The sequence below is a fragment of the Dietzia sp. NPDC055340 genome, assembly GCF_053645335.1.
Genome location: NZ_JBSHML010000003.1, coordinates 31399 through 49952, shown reverse-complemented (window position 1 = coordinate 49952; position 18554 = coordinate 31399). Strand labels below are relative to the sequence as shown.

17 protein-coding genes are annotated in these 18554 nt (G+C 69.5%); 11 read left to right on the top strand and 6 right to left on the bottom strand.

The genetic code is table 11. The annotated features are described in order from the left end of the window. Nucleotides 1-70 precede the first annotated feature (70 nt). On the top strand, nucleotides 71-1276 hold the full coding sequence (locus ACWIFB_RS02515) for a fatty acid desaturase family protein (RefSeq protein WP_454057180.1): 1206 nt from the start codon (nucleotides 71-73) through the stop codon (nucleotides 1274-1276). 24 nt (nucleotides 1277-1300) lie between these two features. After that, nucleotides 1301-2125 (top strand): acyl-CoA thioesterase, encoded by an 825-nt coding sequence (locus ACWIFB_RS02510; RefSeq protein WP_454057179.1) that lies wholly within the window; start codon nucleotides 1301-1303, stop codon nucleotides 2123-2125. A 114-nt stretch (nucleotides 2126-2239) separates the two neighbouring features. On the opposite strand, the gene ACWIFB_RS02505 is transcribed toward ACWIFB_RS02510, so the two are convergent. Then, a complete protein-coding gene (locus tag ACWIFB_RS02505) occupies nucleotides 2240-3784 on the bottom strand; it encodes a DEAD/DEAH box helicase (protein WP_454057178.1) in 1545 nt (514 codons plus the stop codon). 228 nt (nucleotides 3785-4012) lie between these two features. Between ACWIFB_RS02505 and ACWIFB_RS02500 the strand changes: the two genes are divergently transcribed. After that, complete coding sequence (locus ACWIFB_RS02500) at nucleotides 4013-5569, top strand: adenylate/guanylate cyclase domain-containing protein (protein ID WP_454057177.1); 1557 nt, start codon at nucleotides 4013-4015, stop codon at nucleotides 5567-5569. On the opposite strand, the gene ACWIFB_RS02495 is transcribed toward ACWIFB_RS02500, so the two are convergent. Continuing rightward, nucleotides 5566-6291 carry a DUF2993 domain-containing protein gene (locus ACWIFB_RS02495; RefSeq protein ID WP_454057176.1) on the bottom strand — a complete coding sequence of 242 codons (726 nt, stop codon included), beginning with the start codon at nucleotides 6289-6291 and terminating at the stop codon, nucleotides 5566-5568. The genes ACWIFB_RS02500 and ACWIFB_RS02495 overlap by 4 nt on opposite strands. A gap of 85 nt (nucleotides 6292-6376) precedes the next feature. Between ACWIFB_RS02495 and ACWIFB_RS02490 the strand changes: the two genes are divergently transcribed. The 3 genes from ACWIFB_RS02490 (at nucleotide 6377) to ACWIFB_RS02480 (ending at nucleotide 8468) form a co-directional block, all read left to right on the top strand. Then, nucleotides 6377-6937 carry a type 1 glutamine amidotransferase domain-containing protein gene (locus tag ACWIFB_RS02490; RefSeq protein ID WP_454057175.1) on the top strand — a complete coding sequence of 187 codons (561 nt, stop codon included), beginning with the start codon at nucleotides 6377-6379 and terminating at the stop codon, nucleotides 6935-6937. Between the two features lie 28 nt (nucleotides 6938-6965). Further along, complete coding sequence (locus ACWIFB_RS02485; RefSeq protein WP_454057174.1) at nucleotides 6966-7973, top strand: glycosyltransferase; 1008 nt, start codon at nucleotides 6966-6968, stop codon at nucleotides 7971-7973. Nucleotides 7974-8189: 216 nt separating this feature from the next. Next, the gene (locus ACWIFB_RS02480) at nucleotides 8190-8468 is read left to right on the top strand and encodes a WhiB family transcriptional regulator (protein ID WP_295651720.1); all 279 of its coding nucleotides are present in this window, start codon (nucleotides 8190-8192) and stop codon (nucleotides 8466-8468) included. Nucleotides 8469-8475: 7 nt separating this feature from the next. On the opposite strand, the gene ACWIFB_RS02475 is transcribed toward ACWIFB_RS02480, so the two are convergent. Next, a complete protein-coding gene (locus ACWIFB_RS02475; protein ID WP_454057173.1) occupies nucleotides 8476-9699 on the bottom strand; it encodes a fatty acid desaturase family protein in 1224 nt (407 codons plus the stop codon). Between the two features lie 94 nt (nucleotides 9700-9793). Here ACWIFB_RS02475 and ACWIFB_RS02470 point away from each other — a divergent pair, with 94 nt between their 5' ends. The 4 genes from ACWIFB_RS02470 (at nucleotide 9794) to ACWIFB_RS02455 (ending at nucleotide 12985) form a co-directional block, all read left to right on the top strand. Further along, nucleotides 9794-10528 carry an amino acid ABC transporter ATP-binding protein gene (locus ACWIFB_RS02470; RefSeq protein ID WP_454057172.1) on the top strand — a complete coding sequence of 245 codons (735 nt, stop codon included), beginning with the start codon at nucleotides 9794-9796 and terminating at the stop codon, nucleotides 10526-10528. Between the two features lie 62 nt (nucleotides 10529-10590). Then, complete coding sequence (locus ACWIFB_RS02465) at nucleotides 10591-11403, top strand: glutamate ABC transporter substrate-binding protein (protein ID WP_452100964.1); 813 nt, start codon at nucleotides 10591-10593, stop codon at nucleotides 11401-11403. Between the two features lie 92 nt (nucleotides 11404-11495). After that, complete coding sequence (locus ACWIFB_RS02460; protein WP_452100963.1) at nucleotides 11496-12158, top strand: amino acid ABC transporter permease; 663 nt, start codon at nucleotides 11496-11498, stop codon at nucleotides 12156-12158. Continuing rightward, nucleotides 12155-12985, top strand: a complete 831-nt coding sequence (locus ACWIFB_RS02455) for an amino acid ABC transporter permease (protein ID WP_454057171.1) — start codon at nucleotides 12155-12157, stop codon at nucleotides 12983-12985. The genes ACWIFB_RS02460 and ACWIFB_RS02455 overlap by 4 nt, the downstream gene beginning before the upstream one ends. A gap of 93 nt (nucleotides 12986-13078) precedes the next feature. On the opposite strand, the gene ACWIFB_RS02450 is transcribed toward ACWIFB_RS02455, so the two are convergent. The 3 genes from ACWIFB_RS02450 to ACWIFB_RS02440 all read right to left on the bottom strand — a co-directional run bounded on the left by ACWIFB_RS02450 (nucleotide 13079) and on the right by ACWIFB_RS02440 (nucleotide 16055). Next, the gene (locus ACWIFB_RS02450) at nucleotides 13079-13855 is read right to left on the bottom strand and encodes an SDR family NAD(P)-dependent oxidoreductase (protein WP_452100961.1); all 777 of its coding nucleotides are present in this window, start codon (nucleotides 13853-13855) and stop codon (nucleotides 13079-13081) included. A 61-nt stretch (nucleotides 13856-13916) separates the two neighbouring features. Beyond that, a complete protein-coding gene (locus ACWIFB_RS02445) occupies nucleotides 13917-14342 on the bottom strand; it encodes a VOC family protein (RefSeq protein ID WP_454057170.1) in 426 nt (141 codons plus the stop codon). Between the two features lie 114 nt (nucleotides 14343-14456). After that, entirely contained in the window at nucleotides 14457-16055 is a 1599-nt protein-coding gene (locus ACWIFB_RS02440; protein WP_454057169.1) for a DUF222 domain-containing protein, read from the bottom strand. Between the two features lie 464 nt (nucleotides 16056-16519). On the opposite strand from ACWIFB_RS02440, the gene htpG reads away from it, so the two are divergent. Beyond that, the gene (htpG, locus tag ACWIFB_RS02435; protein WP_454057168.1) at nucleotides 16520-18538 is read left to right on the top strand and encodes a molecular chaperone HtpG; all 2019 of its coding nucleotides are present in this window, start codon (nucleotides 16520-16522) and stop codon (nucleotides 18536-18538) included. Nucleotides 18539-18554 lie beyond the last annotated feature (16 nt).

The following is an 18554-nucleotide window of genomic DNA, read 5'->3' as shown; positions in this document are numbered from 1 at the left end:
TCGTCACGAACGGCCCCACCCGGAGGCCGTAGCAGTAGCCGCGGGCACCGAGGAGGCTTAGGCTCGGGTCATGGCGATCTCCGAAGTAGGTGAGTACGCCCACCTCGATCAAGCACAGATCGAGGAATTGGGACGGGAGCTCGACGCGATCCGCGCCGAGGTCCTGGAATCTCGTGGGGATCGCGACTACCGGTACGTCCACAGCATCATCCGGTTGCAGCGCGGTCTGGAGATCTCCTCGCGCGCGCTGCTGTACTTCGGGGCCCGTAACCGCACCGTGTGGGCGCTCGGCACCGGCGTGCTGGCGGTGGCCAAGATCCTCGAGAACATGGAACTCGGCCACAACATCATGCACGGCCAGTGGGACTGGATGAACGACCCCGAGATCCACTCCACCACGTGGGAATGGGACCTCGTCGGCAACGCGGCCGACTGGAAGCACACCCACAACCACCTGCACCACAAGTTCACCAACATCATCGGGATGGACGACGACGTGGGATACGGCGTCCTGCGCGTCACCCGCGACGTGCCGTGGAAGCCGCGGTACTCAGCAAACGTGCTGGTCAACACCCTTCTCATGGCGGGATTCGAATGGGGCATCGGGCTGCAGGCGGTGAGCCTGGCTGCCGCGTTGCCCGGCTCGACCGAAGCCCCGGAGGAGCGGCGCCGCGCCCGCCGGTTCCTCGCCAAGGCCGGCAAGCAGATCCTCAAGGACTACATCCTCTTCCCCGTCCTCGCCGGGCCGGGCGGCCGCCAGGCCCTCACCGCGGCGGTCACCGCCAACATCATCCGCAACATCTGGACCAACGCGGTGATCTTCTGCGGGCACTTCCCGGACGGTGCCGAGAAATTCACCTTGACGGATGTAGAGACCGAGACCCGGGCGGAGTGGTACCTGCGTCAGATGCTCGGCAGCGCCAACCTCGACGGCGGCCCGGTCATGAACCTCATGTCGGGCAACCTGTCGTTCCAGATCGAGCACCACATGTTCCCCGACCTGCCGTCCAACCGGTACTCGGAGATCTCACTGAAGGTCCGCGACCTGTGCGAGCGGTACGACCTGCCATACGTGACCGGCCCGCTGGGGAAACAGTATCTGCAGGCGTGGCGGACCATCGCGCGACTGTCCCTGCCGGACCGCTACCTGCGCCGCACCTCCGACGACGCCCCGGAGACCCGCAGCGAGAAGATGTTCGCGCTGGCCCCGCCCATGCCGGGCCTGGCCACGGCGCTCGCCGGTCTGCGCAAACGACGGGCCCGAGCGGCGCGCTGAGTCGGCACTGGCAGACTGGGCCGCATGTCGCTGACGAGCATGGTGGAGGCCGCCGCTGAAGGCGGGACGATCGAGGTCGAGTCCGGTTGGACCCAGGGCCGGGCCATCTTCGGAGGTCTCACCGGAGCGCTGCTGCTGGCGGCGATGAAGGGCCGGATCGCCGAGCTGTCCGCCACCACCGGCAAGCCCGACACCGTGCCGCCGCTGCGGTCCATCACCGTGTCCTTCGTCGGCCCCGCCACGCCCGGACCGGTCGAGTTGGAGGCGGGGGTCCTGCGCGTCGGCTCGAACGTGACCCAGTGCCAGGCCACGCTGCGTCAGTCCGGTGAGGTGGTGGCCACCGCGCTGGCGGCGTTCGGCAAGCACCGCGAGTCGGCGCTGTCGGTCGCGCCGACGCACGGGGCACCGGCGCTGCCCGAGCCCTCGTCGATCGAGGCGTTCCCCTACATCGAGAAGCTCACGCCCGAGTTCTACCAGTTCGTCGAGCTACGCCAGGTCGGCGGCCAGATGCCGTTCAGCGGCTCGGACAGCCACGAGATCTCCGGCTGGACCGGACTGCGCGAGAAGCCGCAGCACCTCGCCGAGGAGCATCTGGTGCTACTGGCCGACGCCTGGCCGCCCGCGCCCCTGCAGATGCTCGACGGCTTCGCGCCCGGCAGCAGCCTCACCTGGACCCTCGAGCTGATCGCGGAGATCGGCCCGCAGTCCGTCCCCGGCACCACTGACTTCGCCTACCGCGCCACGACCGACTCGGCCCGCGACGGCTACGCGCACACGCACGCCATGCTCTGGCTGCCCGGCGGTGAGCTCGCCGCGATCAGCCGCCAGTCCATCACGATCTTCGGCTGACGGTCGGCCACCGCACAGATAGCCGCCGCATAAACGAAATTCGCCCCTCAGACTTCGACCGGCACCCGGGCATCCGGGAGTGGATCGAGATCTGAGGGGCGAATCGTTCTCTGATCAGCCCGCCGCGCGGGTGGAGCGACGACGTCCGCTGCCTGAACCGCCGCCGGCGCCGCCCCGGCCCTGGCCCGAGGCCTGGCCGACGGACTGCTGCGCGCCGGAGCCCTGCCGGCCCGAACCCTGACGGCCCGAGCCCTGGCCGCCGCCGTTCTGGGGGCGACGAGGACGACGACGAGGGCCACCCGTACCGCCCGACCCGTCTGAATTCTGCTCGCGGCCCTGGCCGCGCTCCCCGCCCTGCTGACGCTGGCGGTTCTGCTGCTGCCGGCTCTGGCCGCGGCCGCGACGTGCCTGGTTCCGGCGGGACGGCGGCTCGGCCGCGCTGTCGCCGCCACCGGCGCCACCCGGGACGTGCGGGGGCGGCTCGGGAGCGTCGGCGAGCGCGGCGCCGGCGTCGTCGCCCTCGGGCAGGACGATCTCCCCGGCGGTCACGCCGGCAGCGCGCAGCAGGCCGCGCACCTCGCCGACCTGGTCCTGGGTCGCCACGGTCACGACGGTGCCCACGGCGCCGGCGCGGGCGGTGCGGCCCGAGCGGTGGACGTACGCCTTGTGCTCGGCCGGCGGGTCGGAGTGCACGACCAGCCCCACGTCGTCGACGTGGATGCCGCGCGCGGCGATGTCGGTGGCCACGAGCACGGTCGCCTCACCGGAGGAGAAGGCGTCGAGGTTTCGCACGCGGGCGTTCTGCGAGAGGTTGCCGTGCAGGTCCACGCTCGCGACGCCGCGGCCGGTGAGCTGCTTGGCCAGCCGCCGGGCGCCGTGCTTGGTGCGGGTGAACATGACGGTCCGCTCGTGCGCGCCGGCCAGATCGGCCAGGGCGCGGACGCGGTCGTCGGAGGTCACGCGCAGCACGTAGTGGGAGGTCGGCCCGGGGGTGGCGGAGCCGTCGTCGACGGAATGGTCGACCGGGTCCACCAGGAACCGGTCGACGAGCTTGCTCACGCCCTCGTCGAGGGTTGCGGAGAACAGCAGCCGCTGGGCGCCCTTCGGGGTGGCCGACAGGATGCGGGTGACGCCCGGCAGGAAGCCGAGGTCGGCCATGTGGTCGGCCTCGTCGAGGACGGTGACCTCGGTCGAGGCCAGGCTGCAGTGCTTCTGCCCCATGAGGTCCTCGAGCCGGCCGGGGCAGGCCACGACGATGTCCACGCCGCGGTTGAGCGCATCGACCTGACGGCCCTGCGAGACGCCGCCGAAGATCACGGTGGTGCGCATGCCCATCGCGGCGGCCAGCGGGGCGAGCGTCTCGTCGATCTGACGGGCCAGCTCGCGGGTGGGGGCGAGGATGAGCCCGCGCGGGGCGCCCTTCTTGCGCTTACCGCCGGAGGCGGCCAGGCGGGCGACCAGCGGGATGCAGAACGCGTAGGTCTTGCCGGAGCCTGTGCGGCCGCGGCCCAGCACGTCCCGCCCGGCGAGTGCGTCGGGGAGGGTGGCGTCCTGGATGGGCGTGGGGGTGACGATGCCGGCGCCGCCGAGGACGTCGAGCAGGGGGGAAGGAACGCCGAGATCGGCGAAAGAACGTGACAAGGAGAAAGCTCCGTACATAGATGGGGGCGTCTTGCCCGGCGCGCTCGCGGATGTCGCACCGCCTTATCGGCGGATGCGCCCGGTGCGCGACCACGGGAGGTCGACCAGCCGCTCGGTCCGAGGCAAGCGTGGTGCGGACCGACTGCCCACACCCTACTCGTCGCGGGCCCCCGCTTCCCACATGTGTGACGGAGAGCATCACGAGACCGTCGCCTCGCACGCCGCGCGGTGGCACGATGAGTCACCATGCGCCTCGACCTGTCCCTGCTGCGCCGCCCGGAGCTGGGTTCGGTGCTGCTCGGACGCGAACGCGAGTCCGCCCGTCTGCGCGCGCTCCGGGTGCGGGTCCTGCTGGTACTGACGCTGCTCGGCTCCAACCTGGTCGGCATCGCGGTCGCGGCGGTGCTCATCTTGTTCGTGCTTCCCGGGCCCCACCTGCTGTCCTCGCGGTTCCTGTGGCCCAACGCGGTGATCGTGCCCGTCTACGTGGGGCTGGCGACGATCCTCGGCCTGGTGTGGGTGCGCGCCGTGGTCTTCCGCCGGGTGCGCTGGTTCCTCGACGGCCGCGACCCCACCGACCGCGAGCGGGCTCGGACACTGCGCCTGCCCGGACGGGTGACGCTCATCCAGGGTTTCCTGTGGATCCTCGGCGCCGCGCTCATCACCACGGCCTTCGGCGTGATCGACCCGGCGGCGATCCCGGTGGTGGGCTTCACCATCGTCTTCTCCGGGATGGTCGTGTGCGGTGCGGCGTTCCTGTTCACCGACTTCGGCCTGCGCCCGGTCGCCGCGGTCGCGTTGTCCACGGGAACGGCGCCGCGGGCCCGCTTCCTCGGGGCCATGACGCGGGTCCGGGTGGCGTGGGCCCTGGGCAGCGGCGTGCCGATCGCAGGTCTGATCATCGTGGCGATCTACACACTGGCCGGTCGGGCACTCACGTTGGAACGCCTCGTCGTCGTCATCATCGTCCTGTCCGCCACCTCCCTCCTGGCCGGATTCCTGCTGGTCTCCCTGTCGACGGGCTCGATGCTCGGCCCGCTGCGCAGCGTGCGCTGGGCGATGGAGGACGTCACCGCGGGGCGCCTGTCGCGGCGCGTCGTGGTGTACGACGGCACCGAGCTCGGCGAACTGCAGCGCGGATTCAACCAGATGGCCGCCGGACTGCAGGAGCGCGAGCGGCTGCGCGACCTGTTCGGCCGCCACGTCGGGCGCGAGGTGGCCGAGGCCGCCGAGCTGCACGACCCCGAGCTGGGCGGGCGCGACTCGCGTGTCGGGGTGGTGTTCGTGGACCTCATCGGCTCGACCGAGATGGCCACCCGGTCCGAGGCCGCCGCGGTGGTCGACGTGCTCAACCGGTTCTTCGCCGTGGTCGTGGAGACCGTGGAGGAGTACGACGGCGTCGTCGACAGCTTCCTCGGCGACGCCGCGCTCGTGGTGTTCGGCGCGCCCAGATCGATGGTGGACCCGGCCACGGCCACGGTGGCGTGCGCCCGCACGCTGGCCGAGCGGCTCCCCGAGCGGGTCCCGGGCTGCCGGGCCGGAATCGGTGCCTCCTACGGCGACGTGGTGGCCGGGTACGTCGGCTCGGACGACCGCTTCGAGTACACCGTGATCGGCGACGCGGTCAACGAGGCCTCGCGACTGTGCGACCTGGCCAAGGACCGCGACGGGCTGGTCCTGGCCTCCGGCGCCGCCGTCTCCGCCTCCGACCCCGCCGAGGCGCGCCGCTGGGAGTCCACGGGCTTCGAGGTGGTCCGGGGCCGCGACGAGCCGACCGAGCTCTGCGTTCCGCGAACCGTCTAGTTCGTCTCCAGCACCACGTCGCGTCCGCCGAGGCTCACCTCGAGCCCCTCGGTCACGACCCGGGTGCCCTCGATCACGACGCCCTGCGGCAGGTCGGCGACCGCCGAGTCGACCACCGTGGTGATGCCGGAGAACAGGCCGTCCGGCAGCGGGAATCCCAGCAGCGCGGTCTGCTCGGGCCGCAGCGTGAGCCGCCCGTCGGTGACGCCCGGCGCCACCCCGATCTCGGCGATCCCGCCGAGGTCCGCGCGCAGGAGACCCGCCGCCGCGTCCGGTCGCACCGACCGCACCTCCGTCAGCCCCGCGATCGGCGAGCCCTCCGGACCGCCCCGGGCCGCGGCCGCCACCATCTGCTGCTCGTCGAGCACCGCGGTGCCGTCGAGGGTCTCGGCGTGCAGCGCGCCGTCGACGAGGGTCACCGAGTGGGCCGTCACGTCGAGCTGCGGCACGGTGTCGGAGCCGGGCGAGGTCAGGTGGACCTCCCCCGCGGATCGGGAGCTGATCAGCTCCCACAGCAGCAGTCCCCGGCCGAAGGACACGTCCGCCGGCGCGTCGATCCTGACCGACACCTCCCGTTCGGCCCGGTCCGCCAGGTACCACCGCGTGCCGAACTCGGCGGCCGCCACCAGCCCCACCAGCAGCAACACCAGCAGGATCAACGAGCAGCCGCAGCCGCGCCCGCCGCCCCGGTTGCCTCGTCCCGTCCGCGCTCCACGTCCCATGCCGGTATCGTGCCGGACCCACGCGTCGGGGTCCACCCCTCGTCGTCCGGTTGCGATATGATCCCGCCGCCTTCACCCTCGGGGGATGACCGAGACACAGGAAGCAACCACCGAAACCCGTACCGTCGCCTTCCTCGTCGCCGGTGAAGGCGTGGAACGCGTCGAACTCACCGAGCCATGGGAGGCCGTCACCGACGCCGGCCACACCGCCGTGCTGGTGAGCACCGACGACGGGGAGGTCGGCCTCGTCGACCACCTCAGCCCCGCCGGCACCCACCCCGTGGACCGCACGACCGCCGACGCCTCCGCCGCGGAGTTCGACGTCCTGGTCCTGCCCGGCGGTGTGGCCAACCCGGACGCGCTGCGGCAGGACCAGCACGCCCTGACCCTCGTCCGCGAGATGGTCGAGGCCGGCAAGCCGGTACTCGCGATCTGCCACGCGCCGTGGGTGCTCATCGAGGCCGACGTCGTCCGCGGCCGCCGCATCACCTCGTACCCGAGCCTGCGAACCGACCTGACCAACGCGGGCGCGGAGTGGGTCGACGCCGAGCTCGTGACCGACGACGGCATCTCCACCAGCCGCAGCCCGGACGACCTCCCGGCGTTCTGCGACGCCCTCCTCGGCGCGATCCGGGGCGCAGACTAGGCGCGGGCGCAGCGAGGGGGCCTTGTCGATGATCGGCGTCTATGTCCACAACCGTGGACGGGGGCACCTGAACCGGGTGCTGCCGGTCGTCGCCGCTCTCCGGGACAGAGGGGAAGAGGTGACGATGCTGCTGGCCGGGCCGTTCGACGAGCGGACTCGGCCGGCTGGGTCCAGTGTGGTTCATCTACCTGCGACGCGAACAGAGGTGGGGCCTGACTCCGACGACATCGATCTGTCCGCCCGCCGCGCCGCCGTGACGTGGATCGACCGGACACGCCCCAGGACGGTCTGGGTGGACGGCCCACCCGCCATGTCGTTGGCCGCGCGCATGACCGGCACGCCCGTGGTGAGCACCCTGCCCCCGGGCCTGCGTGACGACGAACCGCATGTCCTGCGGTGCCGCGCTGCCGAGACACTGCTGGCGGCCTGGCCGCCGGGCGTGCACCCGGCCACCGTTGCGGGCACGCGGGGCCGGGTACGGGAGGTCGGGGGGATCTCCCGGTTCGAGGGGCGCGACCGGGAGCGGGAGCCTGGTCGTCGTCGACCCCGGGTGGTTCATCTCAACAGTGCCGGCCCGAGCGGTGACCATCGCTTCTGGCGGGCGGTGCGCTCGACAGCGCAGCGCCTCGGCGTGGCCGAGTGGCTCGAGGTGGGCGGCCCGGACGGCGTGTGGCGCGAAGATCCGTGGGACGAGCTCACCTCTGCGGACGTAGTGGTGACGTGCGCGGGACAGGCCTCTGTCGCGGACGCGGCCTGCTCCAATGTGCCCATGGTGGTGGTCCCGCGTCGTCATGAGTACGGCGAGCAGGACGCCACCGCCGGCGCCCTCGGGGCGTTCGATGGGGCGGCCGTGCTGCGCTACGGCGACGGCCCTACAGCTGTAGCGCACGCCGTGTGCGACCAGGTGGCGCGCTCCCTGGATCAGGCGTCCGGGGGGATCCGCGACAACTGGGGAGTGGACGGTGCCGCCTCGCGCGCGGCGGAGGTCATCAGGTCGACGACGACGACCACGACGAGGACCGTCCTCACGCGCTGATCGCACCGCCTCCTGAGCAGATTGGTCTATTCTCACTTTCCGCGCCGGCACCATAATTTTCCCTGCGTATCGGCCTGCTCGGGCCTTCAATATGCGTCCGTCCGCACCGGTTTTCGGTCGACAGTCCGACGAACGCTGACAGGATGACACCGTGGACAACGAGCCGGAGTTCCAGCGCCCACGGTAGGGCTTCCAGCTCGCGGAAACGGAGGCATGATGCCCAGGTACAGGAACCTCGAACCCACTGCCGACTTTTGGTCGTGGCGAGACGCCGCCGCCTGTATCGGACACGAGGATCTCTTCTACAGTCTCGAGGACGAGGTGAAGGGTGAGCGGCGGAAGAAAGAGGATGAGGCCAAAGAGGTCTGCGCCGTCTGTCCAGTGTTCGACACCTGTAGAACCTTCGCGTTGGAGACCAAGGAGCTCTACGGGGTCTGGGGTGGCCTGACCGAGGCAGAACGGCACCGGATCGCCGGCCGACACCGCACAGGGTAGGCGCTACTCACACCGCGTGTTCCTTCTTGGCGCGGTGGTGTCGCAGTGCGGTGACGAGGCCGGATCGCGGACCCACGTGGTCGTCGTAGGTACGAGGCTCCCCGGCGAACATCCGCTCCGACCTGGTCTCGGGCGCGTCATCTGCGGTCGCCCGCAGGAACCGGTCCGGCAGCGAGAGCCGGGCGATCGTGCGCCAGGACTGCCAGTACTGCCGGTAGAGCGGGCCCGTCGTGTACGGCAGGTCCCACCGCCGGCACACGTCCTGCACCTTCTCCGACAGCTCGGCATAGCGGTTCGAGGGCAGGGTGGGGAAGAGGTGGTGCTCGATCTGGAACGACAGGTTGCCTGACATGAAGTGCGTGAGCCGACTGCCCGTGAAGTTGGCCGAGCCCAGCATCTGACGCAGGTACCACTGGGCCTGCGTCTCCTTCTGGAGGTCCTCGAGCGTGAACTTGTCGGCGCCGTCCGGGAAGTGGCCGCAGAAGATCACCGCGTTGGACCACAGGTTGCGGATGACGTTCGCCGTGGCGTTCGCGGTGAGGGTCGTCTTCCAGTCGTCCCCGGAGAGCATGGGCCACCACACGTAGTCCTTGCCGACCTGTCGCCGGGCCTTGCGCAGGAACTGGCCGATGCGGCGCTTCTGCTCCGGCCAGCCCGAGGAGTTGATGGTGCCCGGCGCGATCTCCAGGTGCTGCACGCCCACACCCCACTGGAAGGCGAACGCGAGTACGGCGTTCCACACGATGTTGAGCCCGAAGGCGGGGTGCCAGGGCTGATCGCGGGTCACGCGGACCACGCCGTAGCCCACGTCGTCGTCCATGCCGATGATGTTGGTGTACGTGTGATGGTGGTGGTTGTGGGTGGCCTTCCAGTGCTCGGAGGTGCCCACGATGTCCCACTCCCAGGTGGTGGAGTGGATCTCCGGATCGTTCATCCAGTCCCACTGCCCGTGCATGACGTTGTGCCCGAGCTCCATGTTCTCGATGATCTTGCCCGCCGCGAGCAGGCCGGTGCCCAGAACCCATGCGGGCCGGTGCCCGGAGAACAGCAGCACCGCGCGGCCCCCGGCGACCAGCCCGCGCTGGAGCCGGATCGTGTTGCGCACGTACCGGCGATCGTCCGCGCCCAGCGAGTCGACGACCTCTTTGCGGATCGCGTCGAGTTCGGCGCCGATCGCCTCGACGTCCTCGGCGCTGAGATGGGCGTAGTCCTTCACGTCAGATACCGCCATGGGAAAACGGTACGGTCGATAAGCAAGCATGTCGACCGTTACCCCTTGCGGCGAGTTCCGGGCGTGAGGCTCATGTGGCGTTTATGCTCCTCTCATGGCTCTGGTCGAGATCTCAGGCGTCAACAAGCACTTCGGTGACTTCCACGCCCTCAAGGACATCAACCTGTCCATCGAGGAAGGTGAGGTCGTGGTGGTGATCGGGCCTTCCGGTTCCGGTAAGTCAACGCTCTGCCGCACTATCAACCGTCTCGAGACCTTCGAGGAGGGGAGCATCACCATCGACGGGAAGCCGCTTCCCGACGAGGGCAAGGCGCTGGCCAAGCTTCGGGCGGACGTGGGCATGGTGTTCCAGTCGTTCAACCTCTTCGCGCACAAGACGATCCTCGAGAACGTCACGCTCGGGCCCGTCAAGGTCCGTAAGCAGCGCAAGGACGAGGCCGAGAAGCGGGCCAGGGAACTGCTCGCGCGGGTCGGCGTCGACCATCAGGCCGACAAGTACCCGGCCCAGCTGTCCGGCGGCCAGCAACAGCGCGTGGCGATCGCCCGGTCCCTGGCCATGGACCCGAAGGTCATGCTGTTCGACGAGCCGACCTCCGCCCTCGACCCGGAGATGATCAACGAGGTCCTGGACGTGATGACCGGACTCGCCAAATCCGGCATGACCATGGTCGTGGTCACCCACGAGATGGGCTTCGCCCGCAAGGCCGCCGACCGCGTCGTCTTCATGGCCGACGGTGAGCTGGTCGAGCAGGCCACCCCCGACGAGTTCTTCACCAACCCGCAGAGCTCGCGGGCCAAGGACTTCCTGTCCAAGATCCTCACCAATTAGACCCCCAGGGACCGCACGCGGACCCGTACGCGACTCATCCACCCACCCCACGAGGAGTAAAGATGAAATTCCGACGGATCGGTGCCGCTGCTGCGGCCGTGACTCTGGCCCTCGGCCTGGCCGCCTGTAGCTCGGACGACGGCGGCGACAAGCTGAAGATCGGCATCAAGTACGACCAGCCAGGCCTCGGCCTGAAGGAGGGCAACGACTACACGGGCTTCGACGTGGAGGTCGCACGCTACGTGGCCGAGAAGATGGGCACCTCCGCGGACGACATCCAGTGGATCCAGGCGCCGAGCGCCCAGCGCGAGACGCTGCTGGAGACCGGCCAGGTCGACATGATCGTCGCCACCTACTCCATCACCGACTCCCGCAAGGAGAAGGTCAGCTTCGCCGGCCCGTACTTCATCGCAGGTCAGGACCTCCTGGTCCGGGTCGACGACGAGTCCATCACCGGCCCGGAGTCCCTCGAGGGCAAGCGTCTGTGCTCCGTGACCGGCTCGACCTCGGCGCAGACGCTCCAGGAGCAGGTCCCGGGCGTCAACCTGCAGGAGTTCGGCACCTACTCCGAGTGTGTCTCCGCGCTGCAGTCCAACGCCGTGGACGCGGTGACCACCGATGACACGATCCTGGCCGGCTACGCTGCGCAGCCGCAGTACCAGGGCCAGCTCAAGGTCGTCGGCGCCTCCTTCACCGAGGAGCTGTATGGCATCGGCATCCAGAAGGGTGATGTCGACAAGTGCGAGCAGATCAACGAGGCCCTGACCGAGATGATCGACGACGGCAGCTGGCAGACCGCGTTCGACGAGACGCTCGGCACCGCCGGCTTCGTTCCGGGGCCGGGCAACCCGCCGGAGCCGGCCCCCTGCTCCTGATCTGATCCGGTAGTCGTCGTCTCCACGCATCCCGGCCGGTGATCCCGGCCCGGATGTGTGGAGGCCGAGGCCCTCCCTAAGGAAGGTTGACCATGGGCGATATGTTCGCCGAGTATGACGTCCTCGCGGCCGTCTGGGTCACGATCCAGCTCTCAGTGCTCGGCATCATCGGTGCGTTCATCCTGGGGACGATCGTCGCGATCCTCCGCGTCTCCCCGGTGGCGGTCCTCCGGGGCATCGGTACCTCGTACGTCAACACGTTCCGAAACCTGCCGCTGACCCTGCTGATGGTCTTCAGCATCCTGGGCCTGTCCTTCATCATGCAGCTGTCGATGTCGGACGACTTCGCCCGCAATGCCTTCTGGTGGGCTGTGATCATGCTGTCCGTCTATCACGCGGCCTACATCTGCGAGGCCCTGCGTTCGGGCATCAATACCGTGCCGGTCGGCCAAGCCGAGGCGGCCCGCTCGATCGGGTTGGGCTTCGGCCAGTCCCTGCGCGAGGTGATCCTGCCGCAGGCGTTCCGCGGGGCCATCGCCCCGCTCGGCTCGGTCGTCATCGCGCTCATCAAGAACTCGACGGTCGCGGCCGTGATCGGCGTCGGCGACTCCGCCGGACTGATGCAGATCATCACCGAGAACGAGGGCGCCAGCCTCCCGATGTTCTTCTTCTTCGCCATGGTCTTCGTGGTCCTCACCCTGCCGATCGGCCTGGGGACCACCTCCCTCTCCCGGAAGCTGGCGGTGAAGCGATGAGTACCCAGACCGTGCTGTTCGACGCCCCCGGCCCCAAGGCCCGGGTGCGGCACCGGATCCTCACCGTGATCGGCGCGCTCATCGCCATCGCGATCGCCTACTTCGTCTACCTGAAGTTCGACGAGGCCGGCCAGCTCAAGGCCTCGATGTGGGAGCCGTTCGTCATCGACCCCGAGGTCTGGACGTCCTATCTCATTCCCGGCCTCAAGGGCACGTTCACTGCCGCGGGGATCTCGATCGTCCTCGCGGTGATATTCGGCCTGCTCTTCGGCATGGGCCGGCTCTCGCCGATCGGCCCGGTGCGCTGGTTCTGCAGCGTCATCGTCGAGTTCTTCCGCGCGGTCCCGGTACTGCTGATGATGGTGTTCGCCTACTTCGGCTACTTCGCCACCTCTGACCTGGTGCCCAACGTGCACGCCCCGCTCGCCGCGGTGGTCACGGCGCTGACGCTCTACAACGGGGCCGTGATCGCCGAACTCGTGCGCTCCGGCGTGCACGGTCTGCCCAAGGGCCAGGCCGAGGCTGGGCTCGCTGTCGGACTCACACCCGGACAGGTGCTCCGGTCGATCGAGCTTCCCCAGGCGCTCACCGCCATGCTCCCGGCGCTCGTCGGTCAGCTGGTCGTGGTCCTCAAGGACTCCGCGCTCGGCTACGGCATCACCTACCTGGAGCTGCTGACCTGGTCAAAGACACTCGGGTCGGCGTACGCGAACACCGTGCCGGCGTACATCGTCGCCGGCATCCTGTTCATCATCATCAACTACTCGCTCACCAAGCTCGCCGTGTACCTCGAAGGTCGTCTCAAGAAGCGGCGCGCCAGGTCCTGAGCCGGGACGCCACACAGCCACGGGACCAACACAGCGAAGGGCCCCACCGGAAACTGCTCCGGTGGGGCCCTTCGCCGTGCTGACCGTTTCAGGTCACTTCGGTGGCATCCGGATACCGCCGTCGACGCGGATGGTCTGCGCGTTCATGTACGGGTTGCCGAGCAGTTCCATGACCATGGAGGCGAGCTCGTCGCCCGAGCCGAGGCGCTTGGGGAACAGGACGCTCTCGCCCAGCTTGGCCTTGAACGCCTCCGAATCCGGGCCCTCGCCGTAGATCGGGGTGTCGATCAGTCCGGGGGCCACGGTGTTGAGGCGGATGCCGGCGGCCGACAGGTCACGAGCGACGGGCAGGGTCAGGCCCACGATGCCGCCCTTGGAAGCGGAGTAGGCGGCCTGGCCGATCTGACCGTCGAACGCGGCGACGGAGGCCATGTTGACGATGGCGCCCTTCTGCCCGTCCTCGTCGGCCTCGTTGAGGCTCATCTTGGTGGCGGCCAGACGCAGCATGTCGAAGGAGCCGATGAGGTTGATCTCGATGACCTTGCGGAACGAGTCCAGGTCGAACGCCGAGGAGTACTCGCCGTCGCGACCGATGGTGCGCTGCGCCCAGCCGATGCCGGCCGAGTTGACGAGGTAGCGCAGCGGGCCCAGCTCGAGAGCGGCCGCGACGGCCTTCTCGTTCTGGTCGGTCTTGGTCACGTCGACGGACACGAACGCGCCGCCGACCTCCTTGGCGAGGGCCTCACCCTTGTCGGCGTTCAGGTCGGCGATGACGACCTTCGCGCCCTTCGCGGCGAGCTGACGGACGACGGCGGCGCCGATGCCCGACGCGCCGCCCGTGACGATCGCACTTGCTCCAGAAATATCCATGACCGCACAGTAACAAGCAGAGTTGATCGCTACGGGGGCTACGTGTTCTTGCGGCGCGAAATCACCGTCGGGCCGGCACGCTGACGTCCCATCGGATCCCGAACCGGTCCGTGACCTGTCCGTACATATCTCCCCACGGAGCCTCCTCGAACGGCATGCCCGCCGCGCCGCCGCCCCCGACGACCTTGTCGATGAACCCGCGGGCCTCGTCGACGGAGTCGAACGTGAGCAGGAACGAGTAGACATCGCTGGACAGCGACGGCAGATTGTCGCCCATGCCGTCGCCCCCGGCAAGCGTGATCCCGGGCGCCGTCAGCGTCGCGTGGGCCACAGCCCCGGGCGGCGGCGTGAACGGGAATCCGTCCAGTGACGGCATCGCGTCGTAGGTCTGCACCTCGAGCTCTCCGCCGAAGAGTTCCTGGTAGTACGGAAACGCCTCGCCGGCGTTACCCGGGAACGAGAGGTAGGGACTGGTGGTCAGGGCCATGACGGCACCTTTCGCTGGGTAGGGGTCAGGGGGCGTCGTGTGGCGTCTCCTCCACAGGGACGCTAATCCGCGGAGCTGTCGTCGGCAACGGTTATGCAGCCTCGGTTTCGCGGCTCAGAATGGTGGCTCGTCGTCCGGCATCACCGGCATCACCGGCGTCACCGGCGTCACCTGCCTCGACCGGTCCGCCAGGCGCTGTTCAGCCCGTTCGCGGCGGATCCGACGGTCCGCCCGACGCCGGTCCGCGAGGTGCGGACGGCGCCTGCGCCCGTCATCCGCGCCCCGCCCGCCGGTGCGCCCGGATTCGGCGGCGGCCATCTGGCGCCGGCTGCTGTCGGGATGCCGCGGGGCGGAGAGGTGCGCCAGGGATCCGGTCGGGCCCGTAATGACGCGGGTGCCACGGTCGGGCTCGGGGTGGTTGGGCCCGTGGAGCCACACGTACGACCCGTCGACGTCGCGGTAATACGCCCACACGCCGTCGGTCTTGAGCCGGTGATGGGTCCGGCACAGGCAGCCCAGATCGTCACTCGTCGTGCGACCGCCCCGGGCCGGATCGTCGTGGTCGAACGGGATGATGTGGTCCAGGTCCGCATGCTCGGCCAGGGTCTGGCATCCGGGGAACACGCAGGTCCCGTCCCTTCCGCGACAGAACCGGGCCAGCGCCTCCGACGGGCGGTACCGGCCTGCGGAGTCGCTGTGCGGGTCGGCGAGGTGCGCGAGCTCGTCGAGCCTGCGCCGGGCGCTGCGGTCCAGCTGATCCGCCGTGTGCCGGGTGATCGGTCCGTACCCGTAGAGACTGAGCCCGCGATTGTCGGCGCTGCCGTCGTCGTACGCGTGGATCACGACTCGTCTCGCGGCGTCCTGCGCGGCGGGGTCGGCGGGATGTTCGCCGTCGGGATCGGGCAGGCAGGTCCAGCCGCGGCTCATCGCGAGCAGTCCGGCGGCGCGGAGTTGCCCGGCAGTGCGCGGATCATCCGGATCGGCGCTGCGCACGAGGCCTTCCAGGCGCTGGAAGATCTCGATCGCGTCCTCCGCTTTGAGCGTGGCGCTGAGCATCCCGCGGTCGTTCCCGAGCGGGACCATCTCCACGTCCACCCCGCGTCGCGCCTGTTCAGCGCGGGCATCCGCGCCTACCGGGTCGTATTTGTTGATGGTCTTGGTCAGCATCTTCCGCAGCGGTCCGAGCCGGGGTGGGTGGGTGCGCCGCCGGGTGGGGGCGAGCCCCTCGCAGATCCGGCGGTCGATCTCGGGCATCATCTCGTCGGCGACGAGCGCGGTCTCCTCGGCGATGGTGTGCGCCGCGAGCAACCCGATCCACCCGGTCAGCAACAGGGCCGCCGTCCGCGGCAGCCGGTCGATGAGTTCCACGGCGGTGGAGATGAGCCGCGCCGCCCCGTGCCGCGACATCGACATGGACGCCCCGATCATGGTGGCCGCCGTCTCCCACGGGTCGCGGACTTCATCCCGTTCGCGCGCCGTCCGGACGCAGTCATAGGCGTAGAGCAGGGTGCCGCCCTCGGCCGCGTTGACCAGTCGTCTGGCGAGGTAGCCGCGGCGCTGCCCGGGGTCCCACCTGGCGTAGGCCTCGGGGACCAGCACATCGGCCGCCGGGCCGGTCGTGGTGGTGAAGCCGGGCGGGGTCTCGAAGTGCCCGCCGGGCAGCGGGCCGGGGAACGGGGAATCGGTGCGGGAGGAGGTCTGGGTAGCGGTCATGGATCGACAGTATGTTCGAGGTACGACACGGTTGCGATGGTGTCGTCGTCGCCCCCGGTGTGGCCACGCGCGCTCGGTCCCCCTGACCTGTGGTGCCCTGAACATGTCGAGCAGGGCACCGCAGGTCAGGGCGGTGCGGCGACGTGGCGCGGGCGGGCTCCGCTGGCGCGGTCGGCGGGCGGTGGTTGGTGCGCGGTGGTTGGCGCGCGGCGCGGGACGATCGTCAGCAGCGGAGCCGCTCGAAATGGCCTCTGACCTGCGGTGCCCTGCAGGCATCGCGCAGGGCACCGCAGGTGGGCGGTGGGGCCTGGGTGGGAGGCCGGGGCGGGGATGACGACGAGGACCGCCCACCCGGGAATGTCGGACCGGCCGGATAGGTTGTCCTCGTCAGACCACGGCCGCAAGGGACGTGCAGTGGCCGAAAACAGGGGCGCATTTACGCGCGGAAGGGAATGGATGTCGCGATGAGTCAGCACACCGGGAATGCCGAGACCAGGGAATTCCAGGCGGAGACCCGACAGTTGCTGGATCTGATGATCCACTCGATCTATTCCAATCCGGACACGTTCCTGCGCGAGGTCATCTCCAACTCGTCCGACGCGCTGGACAAGCTGCGGTTGGCGGCGCTGCAGGACTCGACGCTGGGCGTGGACACGTCCGATCTGCACATCGAGCTCATCCCGGACGAGCAGGCCCGCAGCCTCGTGATCAGGGACAACGGCATCGGTATGTCCCGTGAGGAGGTCGTGGACCTCATCGGCACGCTCGCCAAGTCGGGTACCGGGCAGATGCGTGAGGCGCTGTCGGCCGCGCGGGCGGCGCAGGAATCGGGCGAGATCTCGGAGCAGGCCACCGCCGACCTGATCGGTCAGTTCGGCATCGGCTTCTACTCGACGTTCATGGTCGCGGACTCGGTCACGCTCGTCACCCGCAAGGCCGGGGAGTCGGCTGGCACGCGCTGGGTCTCCAGTGGCGAGGACACGTACACGATCGAGGAGGACGCGGACGCGCCCCAGGGCACGTCGGTGATCCTGCAGCTCAAGCCTGCCGGTGGGGACGCCGCGCTGCCTGATTACGCCGACGAGAACACGCTGCGGCGTGTCGTCCGGACGTACTCCGACTTCATCGCGTGGCCGATCCGGATGGAGGTGGAGCGTCCCGCGCCGGAGCCGGAGGGCGATACGGGGGACCACGACGAGGCCAACGATCCCTCGGCCGAGAACTCCATCACCGAGACCGTCACGCTGAACTCGCAGAAGGCGCTCTGGACGCGCCCCAAGTCCGAGGTCTCGGACGAGGAGTACGCGGAGTTCTACCGCCATATCTCGCACGCGTGGGACGAGCCGCTCGAGACCATTACGCTCAAGGCGGAGGGCACGTTCGAGTACCAGGCGCTGCTGTTCCTTCCCTCGCAGGTGCCGTTCGATCTGTTCTCGCCGGACGTCAAGCGGGGTGTGCAGCTCTACGTGCGTCGGGTGTTCATCATGGACGACTGTGAGGAGCTGGTTCCGCCGTTCCTGCGCTTCGTCAAGGGCATCGTCGACGCCCAGGATCTCTCGCTGAACGTCTCCCGCGAGATCCTGCAGCAGGACCGCCAGATCCGCGCGATCCGCAAGCGGCTGGTCAAGCGGGTGCTGCAGGCGATCGAGCAGGTCAAGCGGGATCGTCCCGAGGAGTTCCGGAGCTTCTGGGCGAACTTCGGCGCGGTCCTCAAGGAGGGCCTGATCGCGGATGTCGACGCGCGGGATCAGCTGCTCGCGGTCAGCACGTTCGCCTCGACGCGGCCGGCGGTCGAGAGTGCGGACGGTGCGGAGGGTGCTGCGGACGCCGAGGCGGGCACCACCATCGCCGAGTACATCTCCCGGATGGTGGACGGGCAGGAGGAGATCTACTACCTGACCGGAACGTCGCGCGCCGCGGTGGAGAGCTCCCCGCACCTGGAGGCGTTCCGCGCGCGCGGTGTCGAGGTGCTGGTCCTCACCGACCCGGTCGACGAGGTCTGGGTGGACGCGGTCGGCGAGGTCGAGGGCAAGAGGCTGCGGTCCGTGGCCAAGGGCGACGTGGACCTGTCGGGAATCGGTGCGGACACGCAGGAGGGTGAGGATCAGCCGGACGCGGCGGAGTTCACCGACCTGCTCACCTGGCTCGGTGAGGAGCTGGAGGGCGAGGTCAAGCAGGTGCGGCTGTCGCACCGGCTCACCGAGTCCGCGGCCTGCATGGTGGGCGACGAATTCGACATGACCCCGCAGCTCGAGGCGATGTACCGGGCCTCCGGAATGGAGCTGCCGACGAGCAAGCGGATTCTGGAGCTCAACCCGTCGCACCCGCTGGTGGAGCGGCTGCGTCGCCAGCACGCCGAGGATCCGTCGGCGGACGGGCTCGCGGAGACGGCGCGGCTGATCTCCGGTGCGGCGGTCCTGGCGGAGGGCGGTACGCTCGCCGATCCGGCGGCGTTCGCCAAGCTGCTGGTCGACCGGATCTGACCCGGCGGGCCTGTAT

Coding starts and splice junctions, on each gene's coding strand:
- htpG (WP_454057168.1), top strand. CDS start 16,520: ATGAGTCAGCACACCGGGAATGCCGAGACCAGGGAATTCCAGGCGGAG.
- ACWIFB_RS02470 (WP_454057172.1), top strand. CDS start 9,794: ATGGCTCTGGTCGAGATCTCAGGCGTCAACAAGCACTTCGGTGACTTC.
- ACWIFB_RS02495 (WP_454057176.1), bottom strand. CDS start 6,291: ATGGGACGTGGAGCGCGGACGGGACGAGGCAACCGGGGCGGCGGGCGC.
- ACWIFB_RS02510 (WP_454057179.1), top strand. CDS start 1,301: ATGTCGCTGACGAGCATGGTGGAGGCCGCCGCTGAAGGCGGGACGATC.
- ACWIFB_RS02480 (WP_295651720.1), top strand. CDS start 8,190: ATGCCCAGGTACAGGAACCTCGAACCCACTGCCGACTTTTGGTCGTGG.
- ACWIFB_RS02450 (WP_452100961.1), bottom strand. CDS start 13,855: ATGGATATTTCTGGAGCAAGTGCGATCGTCACGGGCGGCGCGTCGGGC.
- ACWIFB_RS02490 (WP_454057175.1), top strand. CDS start 6,377: ATGACCGAGACACAGGAAGCAACCACCGAAACCCGTACCGTCGCCTTC.
- ACWIFB_RS02485 (WP_454057174.1), top strand. CDS start 6,966: ATGATCGGCGTCTATGTCCACAACCGTGGACGGGGGCACCTGAACCGG.
- ACWIFB_RS02465 (WP_452100964.1), top strand. CDS start 10,591: ATGAAATTCCGACGGATCGGTGCCGCTGCTGCGGCCGTGACTCTGGCC.
- ACWIFB_RS02440 (WP_454057169.1), bottom strand. CDS start 16,055: ATGACCGCTACCCAGACCTCCTCCCGCACCGATTCCCCGTTCCCCGGC.
- ACWIFB_RS02455 (WP_454057171.1), top strand. CDS start 12,155: ATGAGTACCCAGACCGTGCTGTTCGACGCCCCCGGCCCCAAGGCCCGG.
- ACWIFB_RS02475 (WP_454057173.1), bottom strand. CDS start 9,699: ATGGCGGTATCTGACGTGAAGGACTACGCCCATCTCAGCGCCGAGGAC.
- ACWIFB_RS02445 (WP_454057170.1), bottom strand. CDS start 14,342: ATGGCCCTGACCACCAGTCCCTACCTCTCGTTCCCGGGTAACGCCGGC.
- ACWIFB_RS02515 (WP_454057180.1), top strand. CDS start 71: ATGGCGATCTCCGAAGTAGGTGAGTACGCCCACCTCGATCAAGCACAG.
- ACWIFB_RS02505 (WP_454057178.1), bottom strand. CDS start 3,784: ATGTACGGAGCTTTCTCCTTGTCACGTTCTTTCGCCGATCTCGGCGTT.
- ACWIFB_RS02460 (WP_452100963.1), top strand. CDS start 11,496: ATGGGCGATATGTTCGCCGAGTATGACGTCCTCGCGGCCGTCTGGGTC.
- ACWIFB_RS02500 (WP_454057177.1), top strand. CDS start 4,013: ATGCGCCTCGACCTGTCCCTGCTGCGCCGCCCGGAGCTGGGTTCGGTG.